Genomic DNA, 21581 nt, shown 5'->3' with positions numbered 1-21581 from the left:
GGCCGGGATCATTCCACGTCGACCAGGGTCTCCGTGGTAGCCGGCACCCGGCCGCGCTCGTGGGAGCCGGCGCGGGCGGGGAGGTAGACACCGCAGAGCAGCGCGCCGATGACGACGACCACGGCGCAGCTGACCATGACTCCGGACATGGCCTGGGCGAAGGCGTCCCCGGCGGCGGCGCGCAGCGCCTGGCCGGCGGGTCCGAGCCGGTCGGCCACGGCCCCGGCGCCCATCACGGACTCGCTCGCGGTCTCCACCGTCTGCGGCGGGAGGCCGGGCGTGTGGTCGGCGAGGCGGTTGGCGTAGACGGTGGAGAGCATGCTGCCGAGCACGGCCACGGCGAGGGCTCCGCCGACCTGGCGGAGGGTGTTCGCCACGGCGGCCCCGGCGCCCGATTCGTCACCCACCTCGGCGGTGACCGCGTCCATCGCCGGGGCCATGGCGGCGCCGACGCCGAGCCCGCACAGGGCCAGTGCGGTGGCGAGCATGCCGTAGCCGCTGCCGGCCTGGACGCGGGAGAGGAGGACCAGCCCGGCCGCGAGGAGGGCGAGGCCCGCGACCACGGTGGCCTTGGTGCCGATCCAGCGGTCGACGAAGCCGGCCAGGGCGCCGGTCACCATCAGGCCGCCCATCAGCGGGACCAGGCGCAGGCCGGTGTCGAAGGCGTTGTACCGGGAGACGCCCTGGAGGAACTGGGGCACCACGAACAGCACGGCGAACAGGGCCACGGACACCACGACGGCGGCGACCGTCCCCCAGGTGAAGCGCGGCCTGCCGAACAGCGCGGGGTCCACGATCCGGTCGCCGGTGCGGACCTCCCACAGGAAGAAGCCCGCCAGCAGGACGACGGAGCCGGCCAGGAGGCCGACCGTGACCGGCGAGCCCCAGCCGTGCCCGGGGGCGGTGATGAACCCCCACACCAGCGCCACGACGCCGCCGATGGCGAGGAACAGCCCGACCACGTCGACGGCGGGCGGCGCCGCGCTGCGGGACTCCCTCAGCAGCAGCAGACCGGCGACGACGGCGACACCGACCACCGGGACGTTGATCCAGAAGACCGATCCCCAGTCGAAGTGCTCGATGAGGAGGCCGCCGAGGATGGGTCCGAGGGGCAGCCCGCCGGCGAAGGCGGTGGTGATGACGGCGATGGCCTTCGGGCGTTCCCGGTCGTCGAAGGTGTCGGCGACGAAGGCGAGCGTCAGCGGCAGGACGACCGCCGCGCCGGCGCCGAGCAGGGTCCGGGCCGCGATCAGCTCACCGGCGGAGCGGGACAGGGCGGACCAGGCGGAGGCGACGGTGAACGCCGCCAGCCCGAGCAGCAGGACCTTCTTGCGGCCGTAGCGGTCGCCGAGCACACCGGCCGGGAGCATCACCCCCGCGAAGGCGAGGGTGTAGGAGTCCACGATCCACTGGAGCCGGCCGGTGTCCGCGCCGAGGGCGCCGGAGATGGTCGGCAGCGCGACGTTGAGGATCGTGATGTCGAGGCCGACCACGAGGACGGCGAGACAGAGCACGATCAGCATCCACCACCGCGCCGGGTCGGGTCGGCTCTCCATCACCACTCCATGTGTGAGTCACTAACATGTGAGAAACTAACACTACGAAGCGTGAGGAGGCAAGACACTCCCCCGAAAGACGGAAGGGGGCCGCCGGACGGCCCCCTTCCTCTTCTCTCCTGTGCGGTGGCGGCGTGCCTCAGGGCGTGCCGGCGGGCTCGAACCAGGTGGGTCCCTCGCAGAGCGCGTGCTTGATCCGGACCCGTCCGAACTCCTGCAGGTCGGGCAGCGCGTCCACGGCGAACCAGCCCACCTCCAGCGACTCGTCGTCGTTGACGCGGGCCTCGCCGCCGACGGCCCGGCAGCGGAAGGTGAGGTCCATGAACTGGCACACGTCGCCGTTCTCGTAGGTGACGGGGGCGAGTGCCTGGGTCATTACCAGCCGCTCGACGACGCACCGCACGGCGGTCTCCTCCTCCACCTCGCGCACGGCGCAGACCGCCGGCTGCTCGCCGGGCTCGGGGATGCCGCCGATCAGCGCCCAGCGACCGGTGTCGGACCGCCGGCCGAGCAGGACTCTGCCCGCGTCGTCGAAGACGACGGCGGTGACCCCGGGGAGCCACAGCAACCGGTGTCCGGCGAGAGCGCGCAGGTCGCGGATGAAGTCGGGAGTAGCCATGCGGCCGACCCTAGCGGGAGCGCAGGCCCCCGCTCACCGGTTCACGGGGCGTGCGGCGGGCGTACGGCTACACGTCGCGGGCGCGTCGCCCGCGCACACCCACGGCGACAGCCCGGCCGAGGCCGCCGGCCGCGACCAGCACGAGGGCGATCTCGGGGAGGATGCCCACGCGGGTGGCGGGGGTGAGGCCGGAGCGCAGCGGCACCTCCTGGACCAGGGTGTCGGCGACGAACATGCCGGTCCGCTGGGTGACGGTGCCGTCCGGCAGGATGATCGCGCTGACGCCGCTGGTCACCGGTACGGCGACGGTGCGGCTGTGTTCGACCGCGCGGACCCGGGACATGGCGAGCTGCTGGTAGGTCATCTCGCTGCGGCCGAAGGTCGCGTTGTTGCTCGGCACGGACAGGAGCTGGGCGCCGCCGGCGACCTCGGAGCGCACGGCCCAGTCGAAGGCGGCCTCGTAGCAGGTGGCGATGCCGACCCGGGTGCCGGCCATGGTGAAGACGCCCGGTTCGGTGCCCCGGCTGAAGTCGCGGCGGATCATGGACGTCCAGTCCTCGTTGACGGCCCCGATGAGCGACCGCATCGGCAGGTACTCGCCGAACGGCTGGATCTGCCGCTTGTCGTAGGTGTCGACGGGGCCCTTCACCGGGTCCCACAGGATCTGCTCGTTGAGCAGCCGGCCGTCTCGGTCCACGACGCCGCCGACCGAGACGGGGACGCCGACGGCCCGCACGGCCCGCTCGATGACCTGGCGCGCGTCGGGGTTGGCGAAGGGGTCGATGTCGGAGGAGTTCTCGGGCCACAGGACGAAGTCGGGGCGCCGCACCTCGCCGGCCGCGACGGCGGCGGCCAGCCGTTCGGTCTCGCGCACGTGGTGGTCGAGGACGGCCCGGCGCTGTTCGTTGAAGCCGAGTCCCGCGCGCGGGACGTTGCCCTGGACGACGGCGACGGTGGCGGTGCCGTCCTCGGCGCCGGCGTCGACGAGGGGCCGGGCGGCGACGGCCGCCACGACCGGGACGGCGACGGTGAGCACGGCGGCGACCGCGGCGCCGCGCCGGACGTCGCGGGTGCGGCGGGCCCGGACGGCGACGCGGACGGCCTCGTACAGGCCGAAGCCGGTGAGGGCGACGGCGAAGCCGAGGACGGGGGTGCCGCCGAGGGCGGCGAGCGGGAGGAACGCGCCGTCCGCCTGGCCGAACGCGATCTTTCCCCAGGGGAAGCCGTGGAAGGGCACCCGCGCGCGTGCCGCCTCGCCGGCGGTCCACAGGGCGGCGGCCCACACGGGCCAGGCGGGGAGCCGGGACACCGCGGCGACTCCGGCGCCGACGAGGGCGACGAAGACCGCCTCGACGGCGGCCAGGGCGAGCCAGGGGCCGGGGCCCACCTCCACGCCGGTCCACACCAGCAGCGGCATGAGGAAGCCGAGGCCGAAGAGGTAGCCGAGGCCGAGGCCGGCCCCGGGGCCGCGTCCGCGCAGCACCGCGCCGAGGACGGCGAAGGCGGGCAGGGCGAGCCACCACAGGGTGCGGGGCGGGAAGCTGACGTAGAGCAGCACTCCGGAGAGCGCGGCGCAGACGGCCGGGAGCAGACGCGCGAGCCGCGCGGCGAGCCGCGGGGCGGTCGTGGCCTGCGGCTTCAGCCGGTCCGGCTCGCCGACGGAGGTTGCGGTGACGGTCACCCCGGGAGTCTACGGCGGGTGACGCCGCCGCCCGCAACGCGGCCGGGCGGCCAGCGTCCGTGACGCCGCGTGACGGGCGAGGGGGCGGTCGGCGGACGACACGCCCGGGGACCGGCCGGCGGGCAGAGGGGTCCCGGCCCGGCGTGTCGCGGCCGGGTCAGGACGTCCGGCCGACGGGTTTGGGCCGGAGGCGGTCCTTGATGACCTGGACGGCCGCCTCGGCGTCGTCGACGGTGACGGTGAAGGTGTGCCCGTCCCAGAGTCTCAGGATCAGTCCCTCGCCGCGTCGGACGACGACGGCGGTGCCCTTCTCGGGCCGCCAGCGGTACCCCCAGCCGCCCCAGTGGCGGGGGGTGACGTGCGGGGCGAACTCGGCGACGGCGACGTGGGCCAGGGGGATGCGGCGGCGGGGGAGGCCGATGTGTCCGCAGCGCACTTCGAGGCACTCCTCGTCGACGCGCAGCGCCACGTGGACGAAGGCGAGGGTGCCGAAGAGGACGAGAAGCCCCGCGGCGATGCAGCCCACGACGGCCATCGTGAGGGGGGCGACGCCGGAGTCCCAGGCGGAGTCGACGGCGAGGGTGATGCCGAGCGCCAGGCAGGCGGCGCCGATCAGCGCCAGCAGCCACTGGACGCGGTTGGTGGCACGGCCGGTCCAGACGTCGGAGCGGGGGGCGTTCCCGGCGGGGCGATGCCTCATGGCACCAAGGTACTCAGCTTTCGCCGGGTGGGTACCTCGTCGCGCGGGGCGGCTGGTCCGACCGGGCGGCGGTCAGCCGGCGGGGGTGACGGCGCCGAGGAGCCGGCCCTCCTCGTAGGCCAGGGCGGCCTCGGGGAGGGTGCCCTGCCGTCCGCTGCGCAGCACCGTGAGGGTGCCGCGGGCGGGGGCGTCGGGCCGGGGGGCGGCGCCGATGCGGCGCAGCGCCTGGGCGGCGACGGCGCCGGCCGAGCCGTGCAGGACGAGGCGGTCCCCGCCGGGGCGGCGCAGGGCGGCGCGGATGCGGTCGGCGACCAGTTCGTAGTGGGTGCAGCCGAGGACGACGGTGGTGGTGTCGGCCGGGGTCAGGGCGGCCGCCGCGGCCACGGCGGCGGTGATCGCGGGCTCGTCGGCGTGCTCGACGGCCTCGGCGAGGCCGGGGCAGGGGACCTCGGTGACCCGGGTGTCGCCGGCGAAGTCGGCGATGAGCCCGCGCTGGTAGGGGCTGCCGGTGGTGGCCGGGGTGGCCCAGATGGCGACGGGGCCGCCGCCGGCCGCGGCGGGCTTGATCGCCGGGACGGTGCCGACGACGGGAAGTCCCGGTTCGAGGCGGGTGCGCAGGGTGGGCAGGGCGTGGACGGTGGCGGTGTTGCAGCCGACGATGAGGGCGTCCGGCCGGTGCGCGGCGGCGGCCTCGGCGACGGCGAGCGCGCGGGCGGTCAGGTCCTCGGGGGTGCGCGGGCCCCAGGGCATGCCGTCGGGGTCCATGGAGAGGATGAGATCGGCGTCCGGTCGCAGGCGCCGTACCGCGGTGGTGGCCGCCAGCAGGCCGATTCCGGAGTCCATGAGCGCGATCTTCACCCGGCCACCTTAGACGATGAGCGGGCCGGGGCCGGTGCCGTGGGGCACACTACGCACGTGAACGCCTCCGTGTGGACTTCCGTCGTATCCGCCGCGTCACTCGCCGCCTGGCTGTGGCTGCTGCTCGCCCAGGGGTTCTTCTGGCGCACGGACGTGCGCCTGCCCCCGGAGGGTGGGGAACCGGAGGTCTGGCCGCCGGTGTGCGTGGTGGTGCCGGCCCGTGACGAGGCGGGGGTGCTGCCCCGCAGCCTGCCCTCTGTGCTGGCGCAGGAGTACCCGGGGCGGGCGGAGGTCTTCCTCGTCGACGACGGCAGCGCGGACGGCACCGGGGACCTGGCGCGCGCGCTGGCGCGGGAGCGGGGCGGGCTGCCGCTCACCGTCGGTTCGCCGGGGGAGCCGCCGGCGGGGTGGACGGGCAAGCTGTGGGCGGTGCGGCACGGGATCGCGCTGGCCCGCGCGCGTGATCCCGAGTACCTGCTGCTGACGGACGCCGACATCGCGCACGCGCCGGACGGCCTGCGCCGGCTGGTGGCGGGGGCGGAGGCCGGGGGGTTCGACGTGGTCTCGCAGATGGCCCGGCTGCGGGTGGAGAGCGGCTGGGAGCGGCTGGTGGTGCCGGCGTTCGTCTACTTCTTCGCGCAGCTCTACCCCTTCCGCCGGATCGGGCGGCCCGGCTCGCGGACGGTGGCGGCGGCGGGCGGCTGTGTGCTGCTGCGGGCCGGGACCGCGGCACGGGCGCGGATCCCGGACGCGATCCGGCACGCGGTCATCGACGACGTCGCCCTGGCCCGCGCCGTCCAGGGGGCCGGCGGCCGGGTGTGGCTGGGGCTGGCCGAGGGAGTGGACAGCGTGCGTCCCTATCCGCGCCTCGCCGATCTGTGGAGCATGGTCGCGCGCAGCGCGTACGCGCAGTTGCGGCACAGTCCGGCGGTGCTGGCGGCGACGGTGGCCGGTCTGGCGCTGGTGTACCTGGTGCCGCCGGTGGCGCTGGTGGCGGGGCTCGCCACGGGGAACGCGGTGACCGCGGGGTGCGGCGGGGCGGCGTGGCTGGTGATGGCGGGGACGTACGCGCCGATGCTGCGCTACTACCGGCAGCCGTTGTGGCAGGCCCCGCTGCTGCCCTTCACCGCGTTCCTCTACCTGCTGATGACGGTGGACTCGGCGGTGCGGCATCACCAGGGCCGCGGGGCGGCGTGGAAGGGGCGGACCTACGCGCGGCCGGACGCCGTTCCCGAGGAGGGCTGAGCGTCCGGCCGGCGCGGCGTCACTTGCGGCCGGGGGTCCAGTTCATGCCCCAGCCGTAGGCGCGGTCGATGGTCCGCTGGGGGCTGACGCCCCGTTCGGGCACCAGGTAGCGGGCCTCGCGCTGGACGACGAGGTCGTTGCCGGTGTTGGTGATCAGGGCGAGCGCGCAGACCGTGGAGGGGACCGTGCACTCGTCGAGCGAGAAGTCGACGGGGGCGCCGTTCTGGGGCCGGAGGGTGACGGTGGCGTGCAGGTCGGCGAAGGAGCGGGCGCCTTCGTAGATGGTGACGAAGACCAGGATGCGGCGGAAGTCCCGCAGGTGGTCGAGGTTGACGGTGAGGTTCTCGCCGCTCTCGACGGCTCCGGTGCGGTCGTCGCCGTCGAGGTGGATGTAGGGCGGCCGGTGCAGCGAGCCGAAGGCGTTGCCGAGGGCCTGGACGACGCCCTTGCTGCCGTCGGCGAGTTCGTAGAGGCAGCACAGGTCGAGGTCGAGGTCGTTGTGCTGGGCGACGGCCCGGCCGAGTTTGCGGCCCCAGCCGGAGAACTGCTTGCGCGTCTCCCAGTTGAGGTTGACGCGCAGGGCGCCCGAGGTGCCGCCCTGTTTGGTCAGCGAGACGGACGGCGCCGCCTTGGTCAGCGTCACCTTGGTCAGCCGTACCGGCGCGGGAGGCGCGGCCGGGGGCGGGGGTGCGACGGCGGCGGCCGGGGGTGCCGCGGGCGGCGGGGGCGCGGGCTGCGCGGGGGCGGGGGCCGCGACAGGGGCGACGGGCGGGGTGTGCTGCGGCTCGTCCACGGTGATGCCGTAGTCGGTGGCGAGGCCCGCCAGTCCGGTGTCGTAACCCTGGCCCACGGCGCGGAATTTCCACGCGCCCTGCCGGCGGTAGAACTCGCCGAGGACGAAGGCCGTCTCGACGGTGGCGCCCGGATTGTCGAAACGGGCCTGGACCGTGTCGCCGGCCGCGTCCCGTACCTCGATGTAGAGATCGGGGACCTGTCCGAAGGAACCGCCGTCGGAGGAGGCCGCGAGGATCACCGTCTCGATCGCGGGTTCCACGCGGGCGAGGTCGACGACGAGGGTGTCGGTCACCCGCCCGCCGGCGTCCCGCTTGCCCTCGTGCCGCACCGCGCCGGAGGAGTGCGCCGGCTGGTTGTAGAAGACGAAGTCCGCGTCGGAGCGGACCCGTCCGCCGACCAGGAGCAGCGCCGAGGCGTCCGCGTCCGGTACCCCGGGGCCCGTCCTCCAGCCCAGCTCGACCCGCAGCGCCGTCGTCGGCACCGGCGTGTTGGACCCTTTGGCCATCGACATGTCCGCCCCCATCACGTGTCACCGCACCGGTTGGCGTCCCGGCGGTTCGTCCAGTGTGTGCGCGACCAACCTATTCCCCCGCCGCGCGCCGTTCACCGGCGGCCCGGGAAGGGGGCTCGACAACTCCCGGTAACGTCCCCGACACTTGGCCAATACAACAAGAACGCCTTTTCTGTTGCCCCTTTTTCGGGATTTCACTCGAATTAGGGATACCAGGGTGTCGCGCACCGGCAAAACAACCGTCTTGTCGGTCTCCCCAACCAGCACATCGTGGGCTTAACTTATGGCCATGACCTCCCCCCGCTCCACTTATGGCGGCGGCTACTACTCCGCCTCCTTCCCGGACACCCCGATCTACGACTCGCTCGTGGCCGAGCGGGGCACCCCGCAGATCGCCCCGATCCGGGTCCCCGCCGCGTACGAGCCGCCGAGCAGTCACCTGCCCGCGCTCCCCTCGGCCCTGCCCGCGCTCCCCTCGGGCCCGTCCCAGCCGCCGGCCTACGGCTACCCGCAGCAGATGCCGCATCCGGCCCCGCTCCAGCAGGCACCCGCCGCCTACATACCGCAGCAGGCCGCCGCCCCGCGGGGCTACCCGGCCCCGCAGCAGATGCCGCAGCCGCCGCGCCCGATGGCGCCCGGCCCGGCGGGGTACGAGGCGATGCGGCCGGCCGCGCCCCGGCCGGCCCCCGCGCCGTACCAGGACCCGTACAACAACCAGCAGTACCGCGGCTACTGAGCCGCTCCCCCGCGCACTGCCGCTGACGCCCACGGCACCGTGACACCCAGGGGAGCGCGGTCCGGCCGGTCCAGGCCGCCGGACCGCGGCCTCGCGGTGCCCCGCGCCCGGGAGGCCGTCGCGGCGTGCGCGGGAGCCGGGCGGGGAGCGCCGCCGGACGCCGGCCGACGACGGGGGGTCGTCGGCCGGAGCGGTACCCGCCCGAAGCCGCCGCCGTGGCACCGCCCGGCGGCGGCTTCGGGCCGCCCGTCCGCGGGACCCCGCACGCACGCCGGGACCGGGCTCGCCTCGCCGACGGACCGTCGGCCCCTCTCTGCCACGGCCTCCCCCGCGAACGGTCCACCGAGTGACGTGTGTCTCCCCCACGGGGCCGTTTTCCGGGAATGCCGGGCGGAGGCGGGGCGTTGGACGGTATGAGAGACGTATGAGAGCCCGGTCGGGAGACCTCGCCGCGAGGTCCCGCCGTACCCTCCCGCCCTCGCGCGGGACGACGGGCTCCTACGGGGACGGCGGCAGCGGGAGGGAGAGGCGACCGTGGGGGCGATCAGGGGCCTGTGGCACTGGCGGCGCAATCCGCTGTGCCGCCCGACCGACCTGGCCGAGTCCTGGGTCGCCCTGACGGGCCTGCTGCTGATCCTCTTCCTGGTCCCGCTGACCGGCCTCCTCGTCGGCGGCGCGGCGCAGGACGCCATGACCCGCTCGGTCCGCGCGCAGAACGCCACCCGGTACGAGGTGACCGCCACCGTCGTCCGGGAACTGGGGCGTTCACCGCTCAACGTCGACCCGGAGCGGGCCACCGCCACCGACCCGCGCAGCCATGTCGTCGCCCGCTGGACGGCGCCGGACGGGACCGGGCACGAGGGCCCCGTCCTGTCCACCCTCGACCGCCCGCGCGGCGGCGACCGCTTCCCGATCTGGACGGACGCCCAGGGCCGGGCGGTGGCCCGCCCGATGGACACCGCCACCGCCACCACCCACGCCGTGCTCGCCGGCATCGGCGCCGCCCTCGGGGCCGCCGCCCTCGTCGAAGGCGCCCGGCGGCTCGTGCTGTGGCGCATGGTCCGCAGCCGGTACGCGCGTTGGGACCAGGAGTGGGACCGGGTGGGCCCGGACTGGGGCCGGACCGGGAGCAACAGCTAGCGGGCTTCGCCCTCCGGTCAACCCACGGCCCGCGCGCACGCTACGGTGGACCGGCCGAACCGACCGGTGGCGGCCCGCGCGGACGACGGCCGCCGGGCACCTCCGTGCCGAGCGGCGCGGACGTGCGCCGGCTGCGGGCCGGACACGGCCGTCCCCCGGCACCGGACACCACGGTCCCGCAGGCGGACAAACCATCAGTACGACGAGGTGGGGGCAGAGCAGCGCCATGGCACAGGGCACGGTCCAGGTGACGCACACCGGCACCTCGCGGTGGCGGCGCCGCACGGGTGAGTACGCATCGCTCGCCGCCGCCCTGGAGGCCGCGGCCGACGGTGACGTGCTCACCGTCAACCCCGGCACCTACCGCGAGAACCTCGTGGTCACGCGGGCGGTGACCCTGCGCGGGCCGGAGGGGGCCCACGGCTCGGTGCGGATCGCGCCCTCCGACGGCGTGCCGCTGACCGTGCGGGCCTCGGCGGTCATCCAGGACCTGCACGTGGAGGGCCAGGACGCGACGGCGCCCGCGCTGCTCGTCGAGGAGGGCACACCGGAACTGCTGGACGTGCGGGTGGTCACACGGTCCGCGGCCGGCATCGAGGTGCGCGGCAGCGCGCGGCCGACCGTGCGGCGGTGCACCGTGGACAACCCGGCCGGTGTCGGCATCGCCGTCGTGGACGGCGGGGGCGGGGTGTTCGAGGAGTGCGAGGTGCTCTCCGCCGGGCAGGCGGGCGTCGCCGTGCGCTCCGGCGCGCATCCCCGGCTCGAACGCTGCCGCGTGCACCACGCCGCCGGTTCCGGGATGACGGCGACCGGCGAGCACTCCGCGCTGGAGGCGGTGGGCTGCGAGATCTACGAGGTGCGGGGCAGCGGCGTGCAGGTCAGCGCCAGGGCCACGGCCCACCTCACGGACTGCGCCGTGCACCGCACCACCGCGGACGGCGTCACCCTCGACACCGACGCCGTGCTCACGCTCGCCGACTGCCGCATCCACGACATCCCGGAGAACGCGGTCGACCTGCGCTCGCGCTCCGTGCTCACCCTGACCCGCACCACCGTGCGGCAGTTCGGCCGCAACGGCCTGTCGGTGTGGGACCCGGGCACCCGCGTGGACGCCCACGAGTGCGAGATCTCCGACTCCACCGGCGACTACCCGGCGGTGTGGATCAGCGACGGCGCGACCGCGGTCCTCGACTCCTGCCGGGTGCACGACGTGCCGGACGCCCTGTTCGTCCTGGACCGCGGCTCCCGCGTGGACGTCGTCGACAGCGACCTCTCCCAGGTCCGCAACACCGCCGTGTCGGTGAGCGACGGCGCCACCGCCCAACTCGACGACTGCCGCGTCCGGGACGCCGCGACGGGCGCCTGGTTCCGCGACCACGGCAGCGGCGGCACCCTCAACAACTGCACCCTGGAGGGCAACCGCACCGGCGTGATCGTCACCAAGGGCGCCGATCCCACCATCGAGCGCTGTACGGTCGAGTCCCCCTCGGAGGCGGGCGTCTACGTGTCGGCCGGCGGTCGCGGCACCTTCGTCGACTGCCGGGTCACCGGCAGCGCCGGCTACGGCTTCCACGTGATCGACGGCTGCCGCAGCACGCTCCGCAAGTGCCGTACGGAGCGCTGCGCGCGCGGCGGCTTCGAGTTCGCCGAGGGCGGTCCGGGCTCCGGCACGGAGGCGGGGCCCCTGGTCGAGGACTGCACCAGCGACGAGTCCGGCGGCCTGTCCGCTCCCGCGCCGGCGCGGGAGACGGCCCCGCAGGCGGTGAGCCCGTCCACCGGCGGGCTGCTGAGCGCGATCCCCGGCCGGCGCGACACCGCGTCCGAAGCCCCGGCGCCGGAGGCCGGCCCCGCGCAGCCCGCCCGCACCTCCACGGACGTGCTCGGCGAACTGGACGCGCTGGTGGGCCTGGACAGCGTGAAGCGGGAGGTCCGGGCGCTGACCGACATGATCGAGGTGGGCCGGCGCCGGCAGCGGGCCGGGCTGAAGGCCGCCTCGGTCAAGCGGCACCTGGTCTTCACCGGCTCGCCCGGCACCGGCAAGACGACGGTCGCCCGGCTCTACGGCGAGATACTCGCCTCGCTCGGCGTGCTGGAGAAGGGCCACCTCGTGGAGGTGTCCCGGGTCGACCTGGTCGGCGAGCACATCGGCTCCACGGCGATCCGCACCCAGGAGGCGTTCCAGCGGGCGCACGGGGGCGTGCTCTTCATCGACGAGGCGTACGCGCTCTCGCCCGAGGACGCCGGCCGGGACTTCGGCAAGGAGGCCATCGACACGCTGGTGAAGCTGATGGAGGACCACCGGGACTCGGTCGTGGTCATCGTCGCCGGGTACACGGCGGAGATGGAGCGGTTCCTGACCGTCAACCCGGGCGTGGCGTCGCGCTTCTCCCGGACCATCACCTTCGACGACTACGGTCCCGAGGAACTGCTGCGGATCGTGGAGCAGCAGGCCGAGGAGCACGAGTACCGGCTCGCCGAGGACACGGCGAAGGCCCTGACCGAGTACTTCGTGGAGATCCCCAAGGGTCCGGCCTTCGGCAACGGCCGCACCGCGCGCCAGACCTTCGAGGCGATGGTGGAGCGGCACGCCAGCCGGGTCGCGCAGTTGTCCGACCCGAACACGGACGACCTGACCCTGCTCTACACGGAGGACCTCCCGCAACGGCCCTGAGCCGCGTCTCTTTCCCGGCACGCCCGGGGGCGCCCGTCAGCCGCCCTCGGGCTCGCGGCGCGGCACGCCGGGCGTGTTCCGCGGCGTGCCGGCCGGGCCCGGTGGCGGATCGTACGGCGTGTCGGGCGTGTCGGCCGTCTCGTACGGCATGCCGGGCCGGTTCTGCGGGGCGGTCGGGGGTCGGCCGGTGTGCCGGGGCGCGGGGACCGCGGGGCTCAGCCGGGTGAACAGCCACCGGCGTTCCTCGGCGAAGGCCGGGTCGGCCTGGTAGTCGGAGTGGCCGAGGACCGGCGCGGGCAGCGGATGGCGTTCGGTGCGTCCGTAGGTGAGCGGGTCCTTGAGCGGTGCCCGGTCCACCTCGGGGCCGTGGTCGCCGGTCAGCCGAACGGGGCCGCCGATGGGGTCGGTGCGCCGGTACAGGTTGCGCCAGCAGTCGATCTCCCGGTGCAGCGAGCCGAGGGCGTGCGGCCCGAAGTGGGCCGGGAACCAGCGCCCGTAGAGCCGCTCCAGCGGGGAGCCGTAGGTGAGCAGGGCGACGCGGCGGCGGACGGCGGGGGCGAGCTGCCAGGCCGCCGCGGCGGCGAGGACGCTGCCCTGGGAGTGGCCGGAGAGGACCAGCCGTCCGCCGGTGGCACGGGTCCAGGTCGCCATCCGCCAGGTCAGGTCGGGCACGGCGCGCTCCGCGTAGCAGGGGGGCGCGAAGGGGTGGGCGGCGCGCGGCCAGAAGGTGCCGACGTCCCATAGGATGCCGATGGTGCGCCGGGCCGAGGCGTCCTTGTAGGCCCGGCGGCCCCAGGTGACGAAGAGGATGAAACCGAGGCCGATGAGCCAGGAGCCCAGCGCCTGGGCGGTCTGCGCGGCGCCGTGCACGACGGCCGGGGTGCCGCGCGCGGCGTCGGCCGGGGCCCGGTCGGTGGCGAAGGCGCCCACCAGGGCCCCGGCGCCCAGCAGCAGGGTCACCACGGAGGTGACGGCCACGACGAGGGGCGCCCGGTCGGTGAGGGTGGCCATGGCGCGGGCGGTGGCGATGCGCCGGGTGCGGGCCGCGTCGCCGGGCTCCCCGGCGTGGTCGCGTTCCACGGTGGCCCGTTCGGCGCGGGCCAGGCGCCAGGCCCGCCGGGCGAGCAGGGCGCAGAGCAGGGCCACGACGACGAGCAGCGGCGGGATGACCGACGCCTGCCAGGTCAGCACCACGGGCGGCCCGTGGAGGAAGGTGCCGGTGCCGTCCAGCCAGTCGGCGACCCGCTGGGCCACGCCGCCGGTCATCACACCGCCCAGCGCGCAGGCGAGCATGGCGACAGCCGGCCCGCCGAGGCCGCGCATCGCGGTGCGCGGATCGGGCCGGGAGCGGTACAGCACGTGGGCGACGACGCCGAGCGCGATCACGATCAGGCCCTGGACGAGGGCGAGGGCGCCGAAGACGACGTCGCCGGGGAGCCGGCCGGACGAGGTCCATCCCGGGCGGGACCAGCCCGCGTACACCAGGGCGAGGGCCAGCACGGCGAGGGCGGCGAGCGGCAGCCGGCGCACCAGGCGCTCGTCGAGTTCGCGGTCGAGGCGGTTCTCGCTGCGGCCCCGGCGGCAGACCACGCCGACCGCGGCGACCGCCCCGGCGACGAGGGCCGCCTCCAGCAGGCGGCCCAGCGCTTCCAGGGCCGGGGGCCCGCCGGGCAGCCGGTCGAAGCGGGCCGCGGGCAGGACGGCCGCGGCGGCGACGGTGAGCAGTCCGGCGGCGGTGTGCGCGGCGCGCAGCCGGGCCACCAGGCGGCGCCCGTACCAGAAACCGGGCCGGCCGAGCGCCGTGGCGTCGCCCGTGTCCTCGTCGGGTTCGCGGTCCATCGGCCGCTGGGACTCGTAGGCCCGCCAGGTGCGCAGGGACAGGTACCACAGGAGGCCGGTCAGGGCGGCGGGCACCAGTGCCGCGAGGGCCAGCCGGCGGCCGGGCGGGCTCCACCAGCCGCCGTCCGAGACGGCGGGCGACAGGAAGCCGAGCCAGGTGTGCCGCTCGGCGCAGGCGGGGCTGCCCGCGCACTGCCAGGCGGCCAGGTCGACCGCGACCTCGCAGGCCGCGGCGACGAGCAGCACCGTCAGGCTCAGTCCCGCGAGCCGTACGAGCAGGCCGTACAGCCGGACCGCGCGGGGCCGGCGGCGGGCGCCGGGCCGCATCCAGTGGGCGAGGTTGACCACCATGAAGGGCAGGAGCAGCAGCCACAGGGCACGGGTGCCGTTGCCGGAGGTGAGGTTGCACCAGACGTACGCCTCGGGGACGGGCCGGCCGCGGTACTCCTCGGGCCGCTGCTCCGCGTCGGCGTCCTCGGCGCGCCGGAAGACGGCCGCGACCTCGTCGCCGGTGATCCGTACCGTCCGCGAGCCGTCGAGCATCTCCTCGGGCGTCGTGCCTCCCACGCCGTGCACCAGGAGTTCCAGGGCGGTGTCCGCCGGCGGTCCGGCGGGGCCCGGTTCCTCCGGTGCGCCGGTTCCGGCCCGCTGCTGCGCCTGTTCCACTGTCCGCACTCCCCGTTGACGCTCCGTCGGCTCTGCCCGCGCGGCCACCAGGATCTCCCCTGAACGGATGGTGCACACCCGTCCCCACCGAATCTCCCCGATCCGGGTGACGACGGCGGCGCGGCGCCCGGCACGGCCCGTACCCGCCCGGTGACCGGTGGCGCGCCCCCTGGCGGCGCGTGCGAGGATGGGGTATCCGCGCACCTGAGGGGAGAAGTCCTCGTCGGAGCGGGTACGCCGGGCGTGTCGGGCGTGTCGGGCGTGTCGGGCGGTTGGCGACGAAAGGACCGGAGCGTACGTGAGTGAGAATCCGAACCTCCTCGCGGAGCAGCGGCGTGCCCTGATCCTCGACGAGGTACGGCGCCGGGGCGGGGTGCGGGTCAACGAGCTGACCCGCAAGCTCGGCGTGTCGGACATGACGGTCCGCCGGGACCTGGACGCGCTGGCCCGGCAGGGTGTGCTGGAGAAGGTGCACGGCGGCGCGGTCCCGGTGCTGGAGGCGAGCACGCACGAGCCGGGGTTCGAGGCGAAGTCGGGTCTGGAACCGACCGCCAAGGAGGACATCGCGCGGGCCGCGGCGGAGCTGGTGGCGCCGGGCGCCGCGATCGCCCTGTCCGGCGGTACGACGACGTACGCGCTGGCGCACCGGCTGCTGGACGTTCCGGACCTGACCGTGGTGACGAACTCGGTGCGGGTGGCGGACGTGTTCCACGTGGCGCAGCGTGGTTCTGGTGCCCGGCAGGGCGCGGCGACGGTGGTGCTGACCGGCGGGGTGCGCACGCCGTCGGACTCGCTGGTGGGACCGGTCGCGGACCAGGCGATCGCCACGCTCCACTTCGACCTGCTGTTCCTCGGGGTGCACGGCATATCGGCGGAGGCGGGGCTGTCCACGCCGAACCTCGCGGAGGCCGAGACGAACCGGCGGCTGGTGCAGTCGGCGCGGCGGGTCGTGGTGGTCGCGGACCACACCAAGTGGGGCGTGGTGGGGCTGAGTTCGTTCGCCGCGCTGGAGCAGGTCGACACGCTGGTGACCGACGGCGAGTTGCCGGGGGACGCGCGTGCGGAGGTCTCGGAGCACGTGCGGCTGGTCGTGGCGGGCGAGCCGGAGCCCGTGGACTGACGGTCCGGGCGGGAGGGCCGGTCGCCGGAGGCGGCGGACCCGTCCGGTGTGCCGCCCCGGCGGATCGCTCCGGCCGGGTGCGGGGCTGTCGTACGTCCGCGCGTGTCGGCGCCGCGCGCCCTCGGCGCGTTCCTCGCGCCCCGGGTCACTCCGGCCAGTGGCCGGTCCGCAGGAGGGACTCGATGGCCCGCGTGTGGGGCCGGATGTCCAGTCCCTGTTCGGCGAGCCAGGCGTCCGAGTAGTACTTGTCGAGGTACCGGTCCCCCGGGTCGCACAGCAGCGAGACGACGCTCCCCCGGCGGCCCTCGGCCACCATCTCCGCGACGATCTCGAGGGCGCTCCACAGTCCGGTGCCCGTCGAGCCGCCCGCCTTGCGGCCGATGGCACCCTCCAGGGCGCGCACGGCGGCGACGGCGGCGGCGTCGGGCACCTTCATCATGCGGTCGATGGCGTGGGGCACGAAGCTCGGTTCCATCCGGGGCCGGCCGATGCCCTCGATCCGGGAGGCGGCGTCGCAGGTGACGTCGGGGTCGCCGGTCGTCCAGCCCTCGAAGAAGCAGGAGTTGTCCGGGTCGGCCACGCAGATGCGCGTGTCGTACTGCATGTAGCGCACGTACCGGGCGAGCGTCGCCGAGGTTCCGCCGGTGCCGGCGGTGGCGACGATCCACGCCGGTTCGGGGAACCGCTCCAGGCGCATCTGCCGGAAGATGGACTCGGCGATGTTGTTGTTGCCGCGCCAGTCGGTGGCCCGCTCCGCGTAGGTGAACTGGTCCATGTAGTGGCCGCCGGTCTCCGCCGCGAGGCGGGCCGACTCCTCGTACATCCGGCGCGAGTCGTCCACGAAGTGGCACCGGCCGCCGTGGAATTCGATCAGGCGGATCTTCTCGGCACTGGTCGTGCGGGGCATGACCGCGATGAAGGGGACGCCGATCAACTGGGCGAAGTACGCCTCGGAGACGGCCGTCGAGCCGCTGGACGCCTCGATCACGGGACGGTCGGGGCGGATCCAGCCATTGCACAGCCCGTAGAGGAAGAGGGAGCGGGCGAGCCGGTGTTTGAGGCTTCCGGTGGGGTGCGTGGACTCGTCCTTCAGGTACAGGTCGATGCCCCACGGCTCGGGCAGCGGGAAGCGGAGCAGGTGCGTGTCCGCCGAGCGGTTGGCGTCGGCCTGCACCTTGCGCACGGCGTCTTTCAGCCAGGCCCGGCATGCGGCGTCGCTGCGGTCGACGTCCAGGGTGGCACGCGGGCTGGTCTGCTGGAAGCTGGTCACGGCAAGGCTCCTTACGCTGCGCGCCGGCGGTGTCCCGCACGGCCGGCACCTTGAGCATAGGCGCGTTCGATACGCTTCTCACCTGCATAAACACACCTTTGAGCGGCCCAAAGGCACCCCTGGGTCGCGGTGCGTGGTTCACGGGGGGCGCATTCACGGGAATGCTCCCGGCGGCCCCCGGAAAGGAACGGCTCGCACTGGTGCCCGGCGGCCGGGTGCGGGCAGACTGCACCCGGCGGGAAGCGCGGGACGGGCCGGTGCCCGACCGCCCCGGGGCGGGTTCCCGGCGGGCGAAGAGGCGTGAGGGGGCGGTGGCATGGCGGAGCCGGAGTTCACGGCGACGGGGGTGCGGATCGGCAAGCGCCTGCGGTCGCTGACGCGGGCCGGGCAGGTGCGGATCAGCGGCGGCCGGGTGGAGTTGCTCACCAGCGCCGGCAGCGAGATCGACAGCGCCCCGGTGCGGGAGGTGCGCGCCTCGCGGCCCTGGTTCGCTCCGGAGGACCGGGCGTTCGCCGATCTGGACGGCACGCGGTACCTGCTGACGCTGGGTGAGCGCGACCCGGCGCCGGGCGAGCCGGGGCCGCCCTCGGCACACCGTTTCATCGAGGCGGTACGCCGGGCGGCCGGGCGCCGGGACTGATCCGGCCGTGACTTGCGGTGTCCCACCCCGTGCGTCACGCTGTTCACACGTCACTCTGGGTTTACCGGCGATAACGCTGCGAACCAGCCCGCCGGCCACGACAGCAGGCGGCGGCGTGTCGCGCGCACCCTGCTGCCACCCCACCCCGTGTTCTTCCGGACCTCTCTGTCGGGGAGTCGCAGCCGTGATCAGTCACTCGAACAGACAGTGCACGGTGGAGCTACAGGCCCTGCCGTCGCGGATCGGCCAGGTCCGCAGAATCGTCTCCGCGCACTTGCGCTACTGGCATGTGGATTCCCTGATCGACCGGGCGGCGCTCGGCGTGACGGAACTACTCACCAACGTCCACCTCCACGCCCTGCGGGACAAGACCTGCACCGTGGAGATGGAACTGCTCGCGGACCGGCTCACCGTCTCGGTGCGCGACCGGGATCCGCGGCTTCCCGTCGTGGACGACGCCGGGCCGCTGGCGACCTGCGGGCGCGGGCTGGCCATGGTGGCCGCGCTGAGCGAGAGCTGGGGGGCGCGCCCCGACGGCGAGTCGGGGAAGGTCGTCTGGTTCTCCCTGCCGACGTCCGCGCCCGTGTCGCCGGTCGCGGTGCGTCCGGCGCGGCGCCTGGTCGAGGAGGTGTCCGTCGCCGCCTTCACGGAGCCGGAGCCGTCCGTCGGCCTGGGCGCGGCGCCCCCCGCTCCGGTCCGGTCGGCCGTCGCCGGCTGACCCGGACGCCCACCACGCCCCGGCCCGGCCGGGAAACGGCTGCGGACCGACCCGGGGCAGGACCGCGCCGAGCACCTGGCTGGTGGGCGGCTGCGGAACCTCCCCGGGGGTCCGCCCCGGCGGCTCCAGGCCAAGAGTCCGTCCGAGCCGGTGGGCGGCTGCCGACCGTCTCGTGGCCACGCCGGGCACCCGCCCCGGCCCACCAAGACGCCCACGCACCGCCCCCGACGGGCCCGCGCCAAAAATCCGCCCGAGGCCGGCGGGCGGCTGCGGACCGGTCCCCGGCGTCGGTGCCGGGGACCGGTCGAGACTGGTGGCCGACCGCGGGCGCCCGTGCCGGCGGGAGCGCGCCGAGTGTCCGATACGGCCCGGCCGTCGCCTGCGCGCCGTTCCCGGCCGGGACGCGCCGAGGGCCCGGCCGGTGGCGCGGGGGCGGGTCGTGGTCAGGCGGGGCCGCTCCCGCCGCCGCGGCCGAAGTGCTCCTCCAGCACGGACAGCCGGCGCCAGTACTCCTCCTCGTCGATCTCTCCGGCGGCGAAGCGCCGGCCGAGCACGGCCAGGGGCGAGCGGTCCTCGACGGGGCGTCCGGGGCCGGGGCGCCCGCGCCGGGCGGTGCGCCGCAGCACGGTGACGACGCCCCCGACGACCAGCGCCCACAGCAGCGGGACCAGCAGGATCCACGGGCCGGGCCCGCCGTCGCCGAAGTTCGCCAGGGTCTGCATGTCGTTCAGCTCCTCGGAAGCGTTCTCTCTGTTTCCCTCTCGCTTCCGAGCCTCCCCCCGTCGGCCTCCCGGGGCGTCGTACGACCGGCGGCAGTGCGCCTACCGCGCGGGGAGTACGGGGCGCCCGGGGCGTCAGGCGAGCGCGCCCAGGGGGTCGTCGAGGACCGGCTGCCAGGCCAGCTCGGCGGCGCCGACGAGGCTGTTGTGGTCCAGGACGCAGGGCAGGATCGGCACGCCACCGCTGCGGCCCCACAGGCTGCGGCCCGCGACGACCGCGCGCAGCCGCTCGGGGTCGGCGTCCAGCAGGGTGCGGTGCAGGCCGCCGAGGACGATCCGGTCCGGGTTGAGGATGTTGACCAGTCCGGCGAGGCCGAGGCCCAGGCGGTCGATGAGCGTCTCGGTGGCGGTGCGGACCGCCGGGTCGTCGTAGTGGCCGCGGATCAGGTCGTCGGCCTGGCGGAGCAGGGACACCTCCGGGCCGGGCGCGCGGCCCGCCTCGGTGAGGAGGGCCAGCGGGTCGGTCTCCACGTCCAGGCAGCCCCGGCCGCCGCAGTGGCAGGGGCGGCCCTCCGGATTGGCGGCGAGGTGGCCGACCTCCAGGGCGAGGCCCGAACTGCCCGTGTGCAGGCGGCCGTCGAGGACGAGGGCACCACCGACGCCGCGGTGCCCGGTGGCGACGCAGAGCAGGTCGCGGGCGCCGCGCCCGGCGCCGTGCCGGTGTTCGGCGAGGGCCGCCAGGTTGATGTCGTTCGCCGCGAACGCCGGTCCGTCGAGGCCCGCGGCTCGCACCTGCTCGGTGAAGATGCGCCGCACCGGGGCGCCGGGTGGCCACGCCAGGTGCAGCGGGTTCAGGGCCAGGCCCTCCGGTTCGGCGACGGCGGACGGTACGGCGAGGCCCGCGCCGACGCAGCGCCGGCCGGTCTCCCGCAGCAGGCCGACGCCCGCCTCGACGACGGAGCCGAGCACTTTGGCCGGGTCGGGGTCGACGACCTCGCAGCCCGGGGCGGTGGCGACGATCCGCCCGCCGAGCCCGACCAGCGCGGCGCGGAATCCGTCGGCGTGGACCTGGGCGGCGAGGGCGACGGGCCCGTCCTCGGCGACGGCCAGCCGGTGCGAGGGGCGGCCCTGTGAACCGGCGGCGGCCCCGGGCCGGGCGTCGACCCGGATGAGGCCGAGCGCCTCCAGTTCGGCGGCGACCGCGCCGGCCGTGGCGCGGGTGACACCGAGTTCGGCGGTGAGGACGGCGCGGGTGGGGGCGCGGTCGGTGTGCACGAGCTCCAACGCGGGTCCGAGGACCGTGCGCCCCCGGTCCAACCGCGTTCTGGAGGTGGTTCCTTCCCCCGCCGACCGGGGGGCCGCCTTGCCGCTCATGAGGGCGAGTCTCCCATGATCCGTGCCCCTGCCCCGTCCACCGGCCGCCTACAGTCCACTGACGCGCAGGGTGATGTTCAGCCGGCCGGCGAGTCCCGAGCCGGCGGGCGCCGTGCCGTCGTACACGCGCGGCACCCCGTGGTAGGCGTACCGGGAGGGTCCGCCGAAGACGAAGAGGTCCCCGGAGCGCAGGGTGACGTCGGTGTACGGGCGGGTCCGCGTGCCGGGGTTGCCGAAGCGGAAGACGCAGGTGTCGCCGAGGCTGAGGGAGACCACGGGGGCGTCGGCTCGTTCGTCGGCGTCGCGGTGCATGCCCATCCGGGCGCCGGGGCCGTAGAAGTTGACCAGGGCGATGTCGTAGGGCGTCGCGGGCACCTCGTGGGCGCCGAGGGTGTCCGCGACCGCGCGGCGGGCCAGGTCGCCGAGGCGGCGCGGGAAGGGCTTGACCGGGGCGCCGTCGCCGTCGACGGCGGTCGGGGCGTAGCCGTACGGGTACCAGTGGTGGCCGAGGCAGACCTGCCGGGCGGACAGGGTGCCGCCGCCGGGGGTGCGGACGGTGCGCAGGCCCGCGGGCGGGCGGGCCCATTCCCGGCAGGCGTCGAGCAACTCGCGCTGTGCCTCGGCGTCGAGCCAGTCGGGGTGGTGCACGGCGCCGGGCGCGATGCGGGCCGGGGTCCTCGGGAACAGTTCGCCGTCCATCCCTCCATCCTGCCTCCGCGCCCG

The 21581-nt window shown here is 75.3% G+C and carries 18 protein-coding genes; 7 read left to right on the top strand and 11 right to left on the bottom strand.

Annotated features, from left to right (window positions below; genetic code table 11):
• Positions 1-8: 8 nt before the first annotated feature.
• The 5 genes from VM636_RS27760 to VM636_RS27740 form a co-directional block, all read right to left on the bottom strand.
• On the bottom strand, positions 9-1556 hold the full coding sequence (locus tag VM636_RS27760) for an MFS transporter (protein ID WP_030417542.1): 1548 nt from the start codon (positions 1554-1556) through the stop codon (positions 9-11).
• 139 nt (positions 1557-1695) lie between these two features.
• Positions 1696-2175 (bottom strand): NUDIX domain-containing protein, encoded by a 480-nt coding sequence (locus tag VM636_RS27755; RefSeq protein ID WP_053913134.1) that lies wholly within the window; start codon positions 2173-2175, stop codon positions 1696-1698.
• A 67-nt stretch (positions 2176-2242) separates the two neighbouring features.
• Positions 2243-3856: an apolipoprotein N-acyltransferase gene (gene lnt, locus VM636_RS27750; protein WP_053913135.1), complete on the bottom strand. Its 1614-nt coding sequence runs from the start codon at positions 3854-3856 to the stop codon at positions 2243-2245.
• A gap of 157 nt (positions 3857-4013) precedes the next feature.
• Entirely contained in the window at positions 4014-4556 is a 543-nt protein-coding gene (locus VM636_RS27745) for a hypothetical protein (RefSeq protein ID WP_030417545.1), read from the bottom strand.
• A gap of 72 nt (positions 4557-4628) precedes the next feature.
• Positions 4629-5414: an aspartate/glutamate racemase family protein gene (locus VM636_RS27740; RefSeq protein WP_053913136.1), complete on the bottom strand. Its 786-nt coding sequence runs from the start codon at positions 5412-5414 to the stop codon at positions 4629-4631.
• Between the two features lie 39 nt (positions 5415-5453).
• Here VM636_RS27740 and VM636_RS27735 point away from each other — a divergent pair, with 39 nt between their 5' ends.
• Positions 5454-6659 (top strand): glycosyltransferase, encoded by a 1206-nt coding sequence (locus VM636_RS27735; protein WP_053913137.1) that lies wholly within the window; start codon positions 5454-5456, stop codon positions 6657-6659.
• Between the two features lie 19 nt (positions 6660-6678).
• Here VM636_RS27735 and VM636_RS27730 read toward each other — a convergent pair whose 3' ends face one another.
• On the bottom strand, positions 6679-7959 hold the full coding sequence (locus VM636_RS27730) for a TerD family protein (protein WP_030417548.1): 1281 nt from the start codon (positions 7957-7959) through the stop codon (positions 6679-6681).
• 295 nt (positions 7960-8254) lie between these two features.
• Here VM636_RS27730 and VM636_RS27725 point away from each other — a divergent pair, with 295 nt between their 5' ends.
• The 3 genes from VM636_RS27725 (at position 8255) to VM636_RS27715 (ending at position 12512) form a co-directional block, all read left to right on the top strand.
• Positions 8255-8701 carry a DUF6643 family protein gene (locus tag VM636_RS27725; protein WP_030417549.1) on the top strand — a complete coding sequence of 149 codons (447 nt, stop codon included), beginning with the start codon at positions 8255-8257 and terminating at the stop codon, positions 8699-8701.
• Between the two features lie 534 nt (positions 8702-9235).
• Complete coding sequence (locus VM636_RS27720) at positions 9236-9841, top strand: hypothetical protein (protein ID WP_030417550.1); 606 nt, start codon at positions 9236-9238, stop codon at positions 9839-9841.
• Between the two features lie 226 nt (positions 9842-10067).
• Positions 10068-12512: a right-handed parallel beta-helix repeat-containing protein gene (locus VM636_RS27715; RefSeq protein ID WP_053913138.1), complete on the top strand. Its 2445-nt coding sequence runs from the start codon at positions 10068-10070 to the stop codon at positions 12510-12512.
• A gap of 36 nt (positions 12513-12548) precedes the next feature.
• Here the strand turns inward: VM636_RS27715 and VM636_RS27710 are convergent, their stop codons facing one another.
• Entirely contained in the window at positions 12549-15017 is a 2469-nt protein-coding gene (locus VM636_RS27710; RefSeq protein ID WP_338485949.1) for a hypothetical protein, read from the bottom strand.
• Positions 15018-15315: 298 nt separating this feature from the next.
• Here VM636_RS27710 and VM636_RS27705 point away from each other — a divergent pair, with 298 nt between their 5' ends.
• On the top strand, positions 15316-16137 hold the full coding sequence (locus VM636_RS27705; protein WP_030417553.1) for a DeoR/GlpR family DNA-binding transcription regulator: 822 nt from the start codon (positions 15316-15318) through the stop codon (positions 16135-16137).
• Positions 16138-16282: 145 nt separating this feature from the next.
• Here the strand turns inward: VM636_RS27705 and VM636_RS27700 are convergent, their stop codons facing one another.
• Complete coding sequence (locus VM636_RS27700) at positions 16283-17407, bottom strand: PLP-dependent cysteine synthase family protein (protein ID WP_030417554.1); 1125 nt, start codon at positions 17405-17407, stop codon at positions 16283-16285.
• 316 nt (positions 17408-17723) lie between these two features.
• Between VM636_RS27700 and VM636_RS27695 the strand changes: the two genes are divergently transcribed.
• Positions 17724-18047: a hypothetical protein gene (locus tag VM636_RS27695; RefSeq protein ID WP_030417555.1), complete on the top strand. Its 324-nt coding sequence runs from the start codon at positions 17724-17726 to the stop codon at positions 18045-18047.
• Positions 18048-18231: 184 nt separating this feature from the next.
• Positions 18232-18765: an ATP-binding protein gene (locus VM636_RS27690; protein WP_234340386.1), complete on the top strand. Its 534-nt coding sequence runs from the start codon at positions 18232-18234 to the stop codon at positions 18763-18765.
• A gap of 443 nt (positions 18766-19208) precedes the next feature.
• Here the strand turns inward: VM636_RS27690 and VM636_RS27685 are convergent, their stop codons facing one another.
• From VM636_RS27685 to VM636_RS27675, 3 genes are all read right to left on the bottom strand, one after another.
• Positions 19209-19487, bottom strand: a complete 279-nt coding sequence (locus VM636_RS27685) for an SHOCT domain-containing protein (RefSeq protein ID WP_030417557.1) — start codon at positions 19485-19487, stop codon at positions 19209-19211.
• Between the two features lie 132 nt (positions 19488-19619).
• Positions 19620-20858, bottom strand: coding sequence for an ROK family protein (locus VM636_RS27680; protein ID WP_030417558.1), 1239 nt, complete (start codon positions 20856-20858; stop codon positions 19620-19622).
• Between the two features lie 48 nt (positions 20859-20906).
• Positions 20907-21557 carry an alpha-ketoglutarate-dependent dioxygenase AlkB gene (locus VM636_RS27675; RefSeq protein ID WP_030417559.1) on the bottom strand — a complete coding sequence of 217 codons (651 nt, stop codon included), beginning with the start codon at positions 21555-21557 and terminating at the stop codon, positions 20907-20909.
• Positions 21558-21581: the final 24 nt, after the last annotated feature.

Origin of the sequence: Streptomyces sp. SCSIO 75703, from assembly GCF_036607905.1 — a bacterium.
Classification (GTDB): domain Bacteria; phylum Actinomycetota; class Actinomycetes; order Streptomycetales; family Streptomycetaceae; genus Streptomyces.
This window is presented reverse-complemented; position numbering and strand designations above follow the sequence as displayed.

Excerpts from the sequence above, each read along its gene's own strand:
- VM636_RS27760 (WP_030417542.1), bottom strand. The coding sequence starts at position 1,556 with ATGGAGAGCCGACCCGACCCGGCGCGGTGGTGGATGCTGATCGTGCTC.
- VM636_RS27755 (WP_053913134.1), bottom strand. The coding sequence starts at position 2,175 with ATGGCTACTCCCGACTTCATCCGCGACCTGCGCGCTCTCGCCGGACAC.
- VM636_RS27745 (WP_030417545.1), bottom strand. The coding sequence starts at position 4,556 with ATGAGGCATCGCCCCGCCGGGAACGCCCCCCGCTCCGACGTCTGGACC.
- VM636_RS27730 (WP_030417548.1), bottom strand. The coding sequence starts at position 7,959 with ATGGCCAAAGGGTCCAACACGCCGGTGCCGACGACGGCGCTGCGGGTC.
- VM636_RS27725 (WP_030417549.1), top strand. The coding sequence starts at position 8,255 with ATGACCTCCCCCCGCTCCACTTATGGCGGCGGCTACTACTCCGCCTCC.
- VM636_RS27715 (WP_053913138.1), top strand. The coding sequence starts at position 10,068 with ATGGCACAGGGCACGGTCCAGGTGACGCACACCGGCACCTCGCGGTGG.
- VM636_RS27695 (WP_030417555.1), top strand. The coding sequence starts at position 17,724 with ATGGCGGAGCCGGAGTTCACGGCGACGGGGGTGCGGATCGGCAAGCGC.
- VM636_RS27685 (WP_030417557.1), bottom strand. The coding sequence starts at position 19,487 with ATGCAGACCCTGGCGAACTTCGGCGACGGCGGGCCCGGCCCGTGGATC.
- VM636_RS27680 (WP_030417558.1), bottom strand. The coding sequence starts at position 20,858 with ATGAGCGGCAAGGCGGCCCCCCGGTCGGCGGGGGAAGGAACCACCTCC.
- VM636_RS27675 (WP_030417559.1), bottom strand. The coding sequence starts at position 21,557 with ATGGACGGCGAACTGTTCCCGAGGACCCCGGCCCGCATCGCGCCCGGC.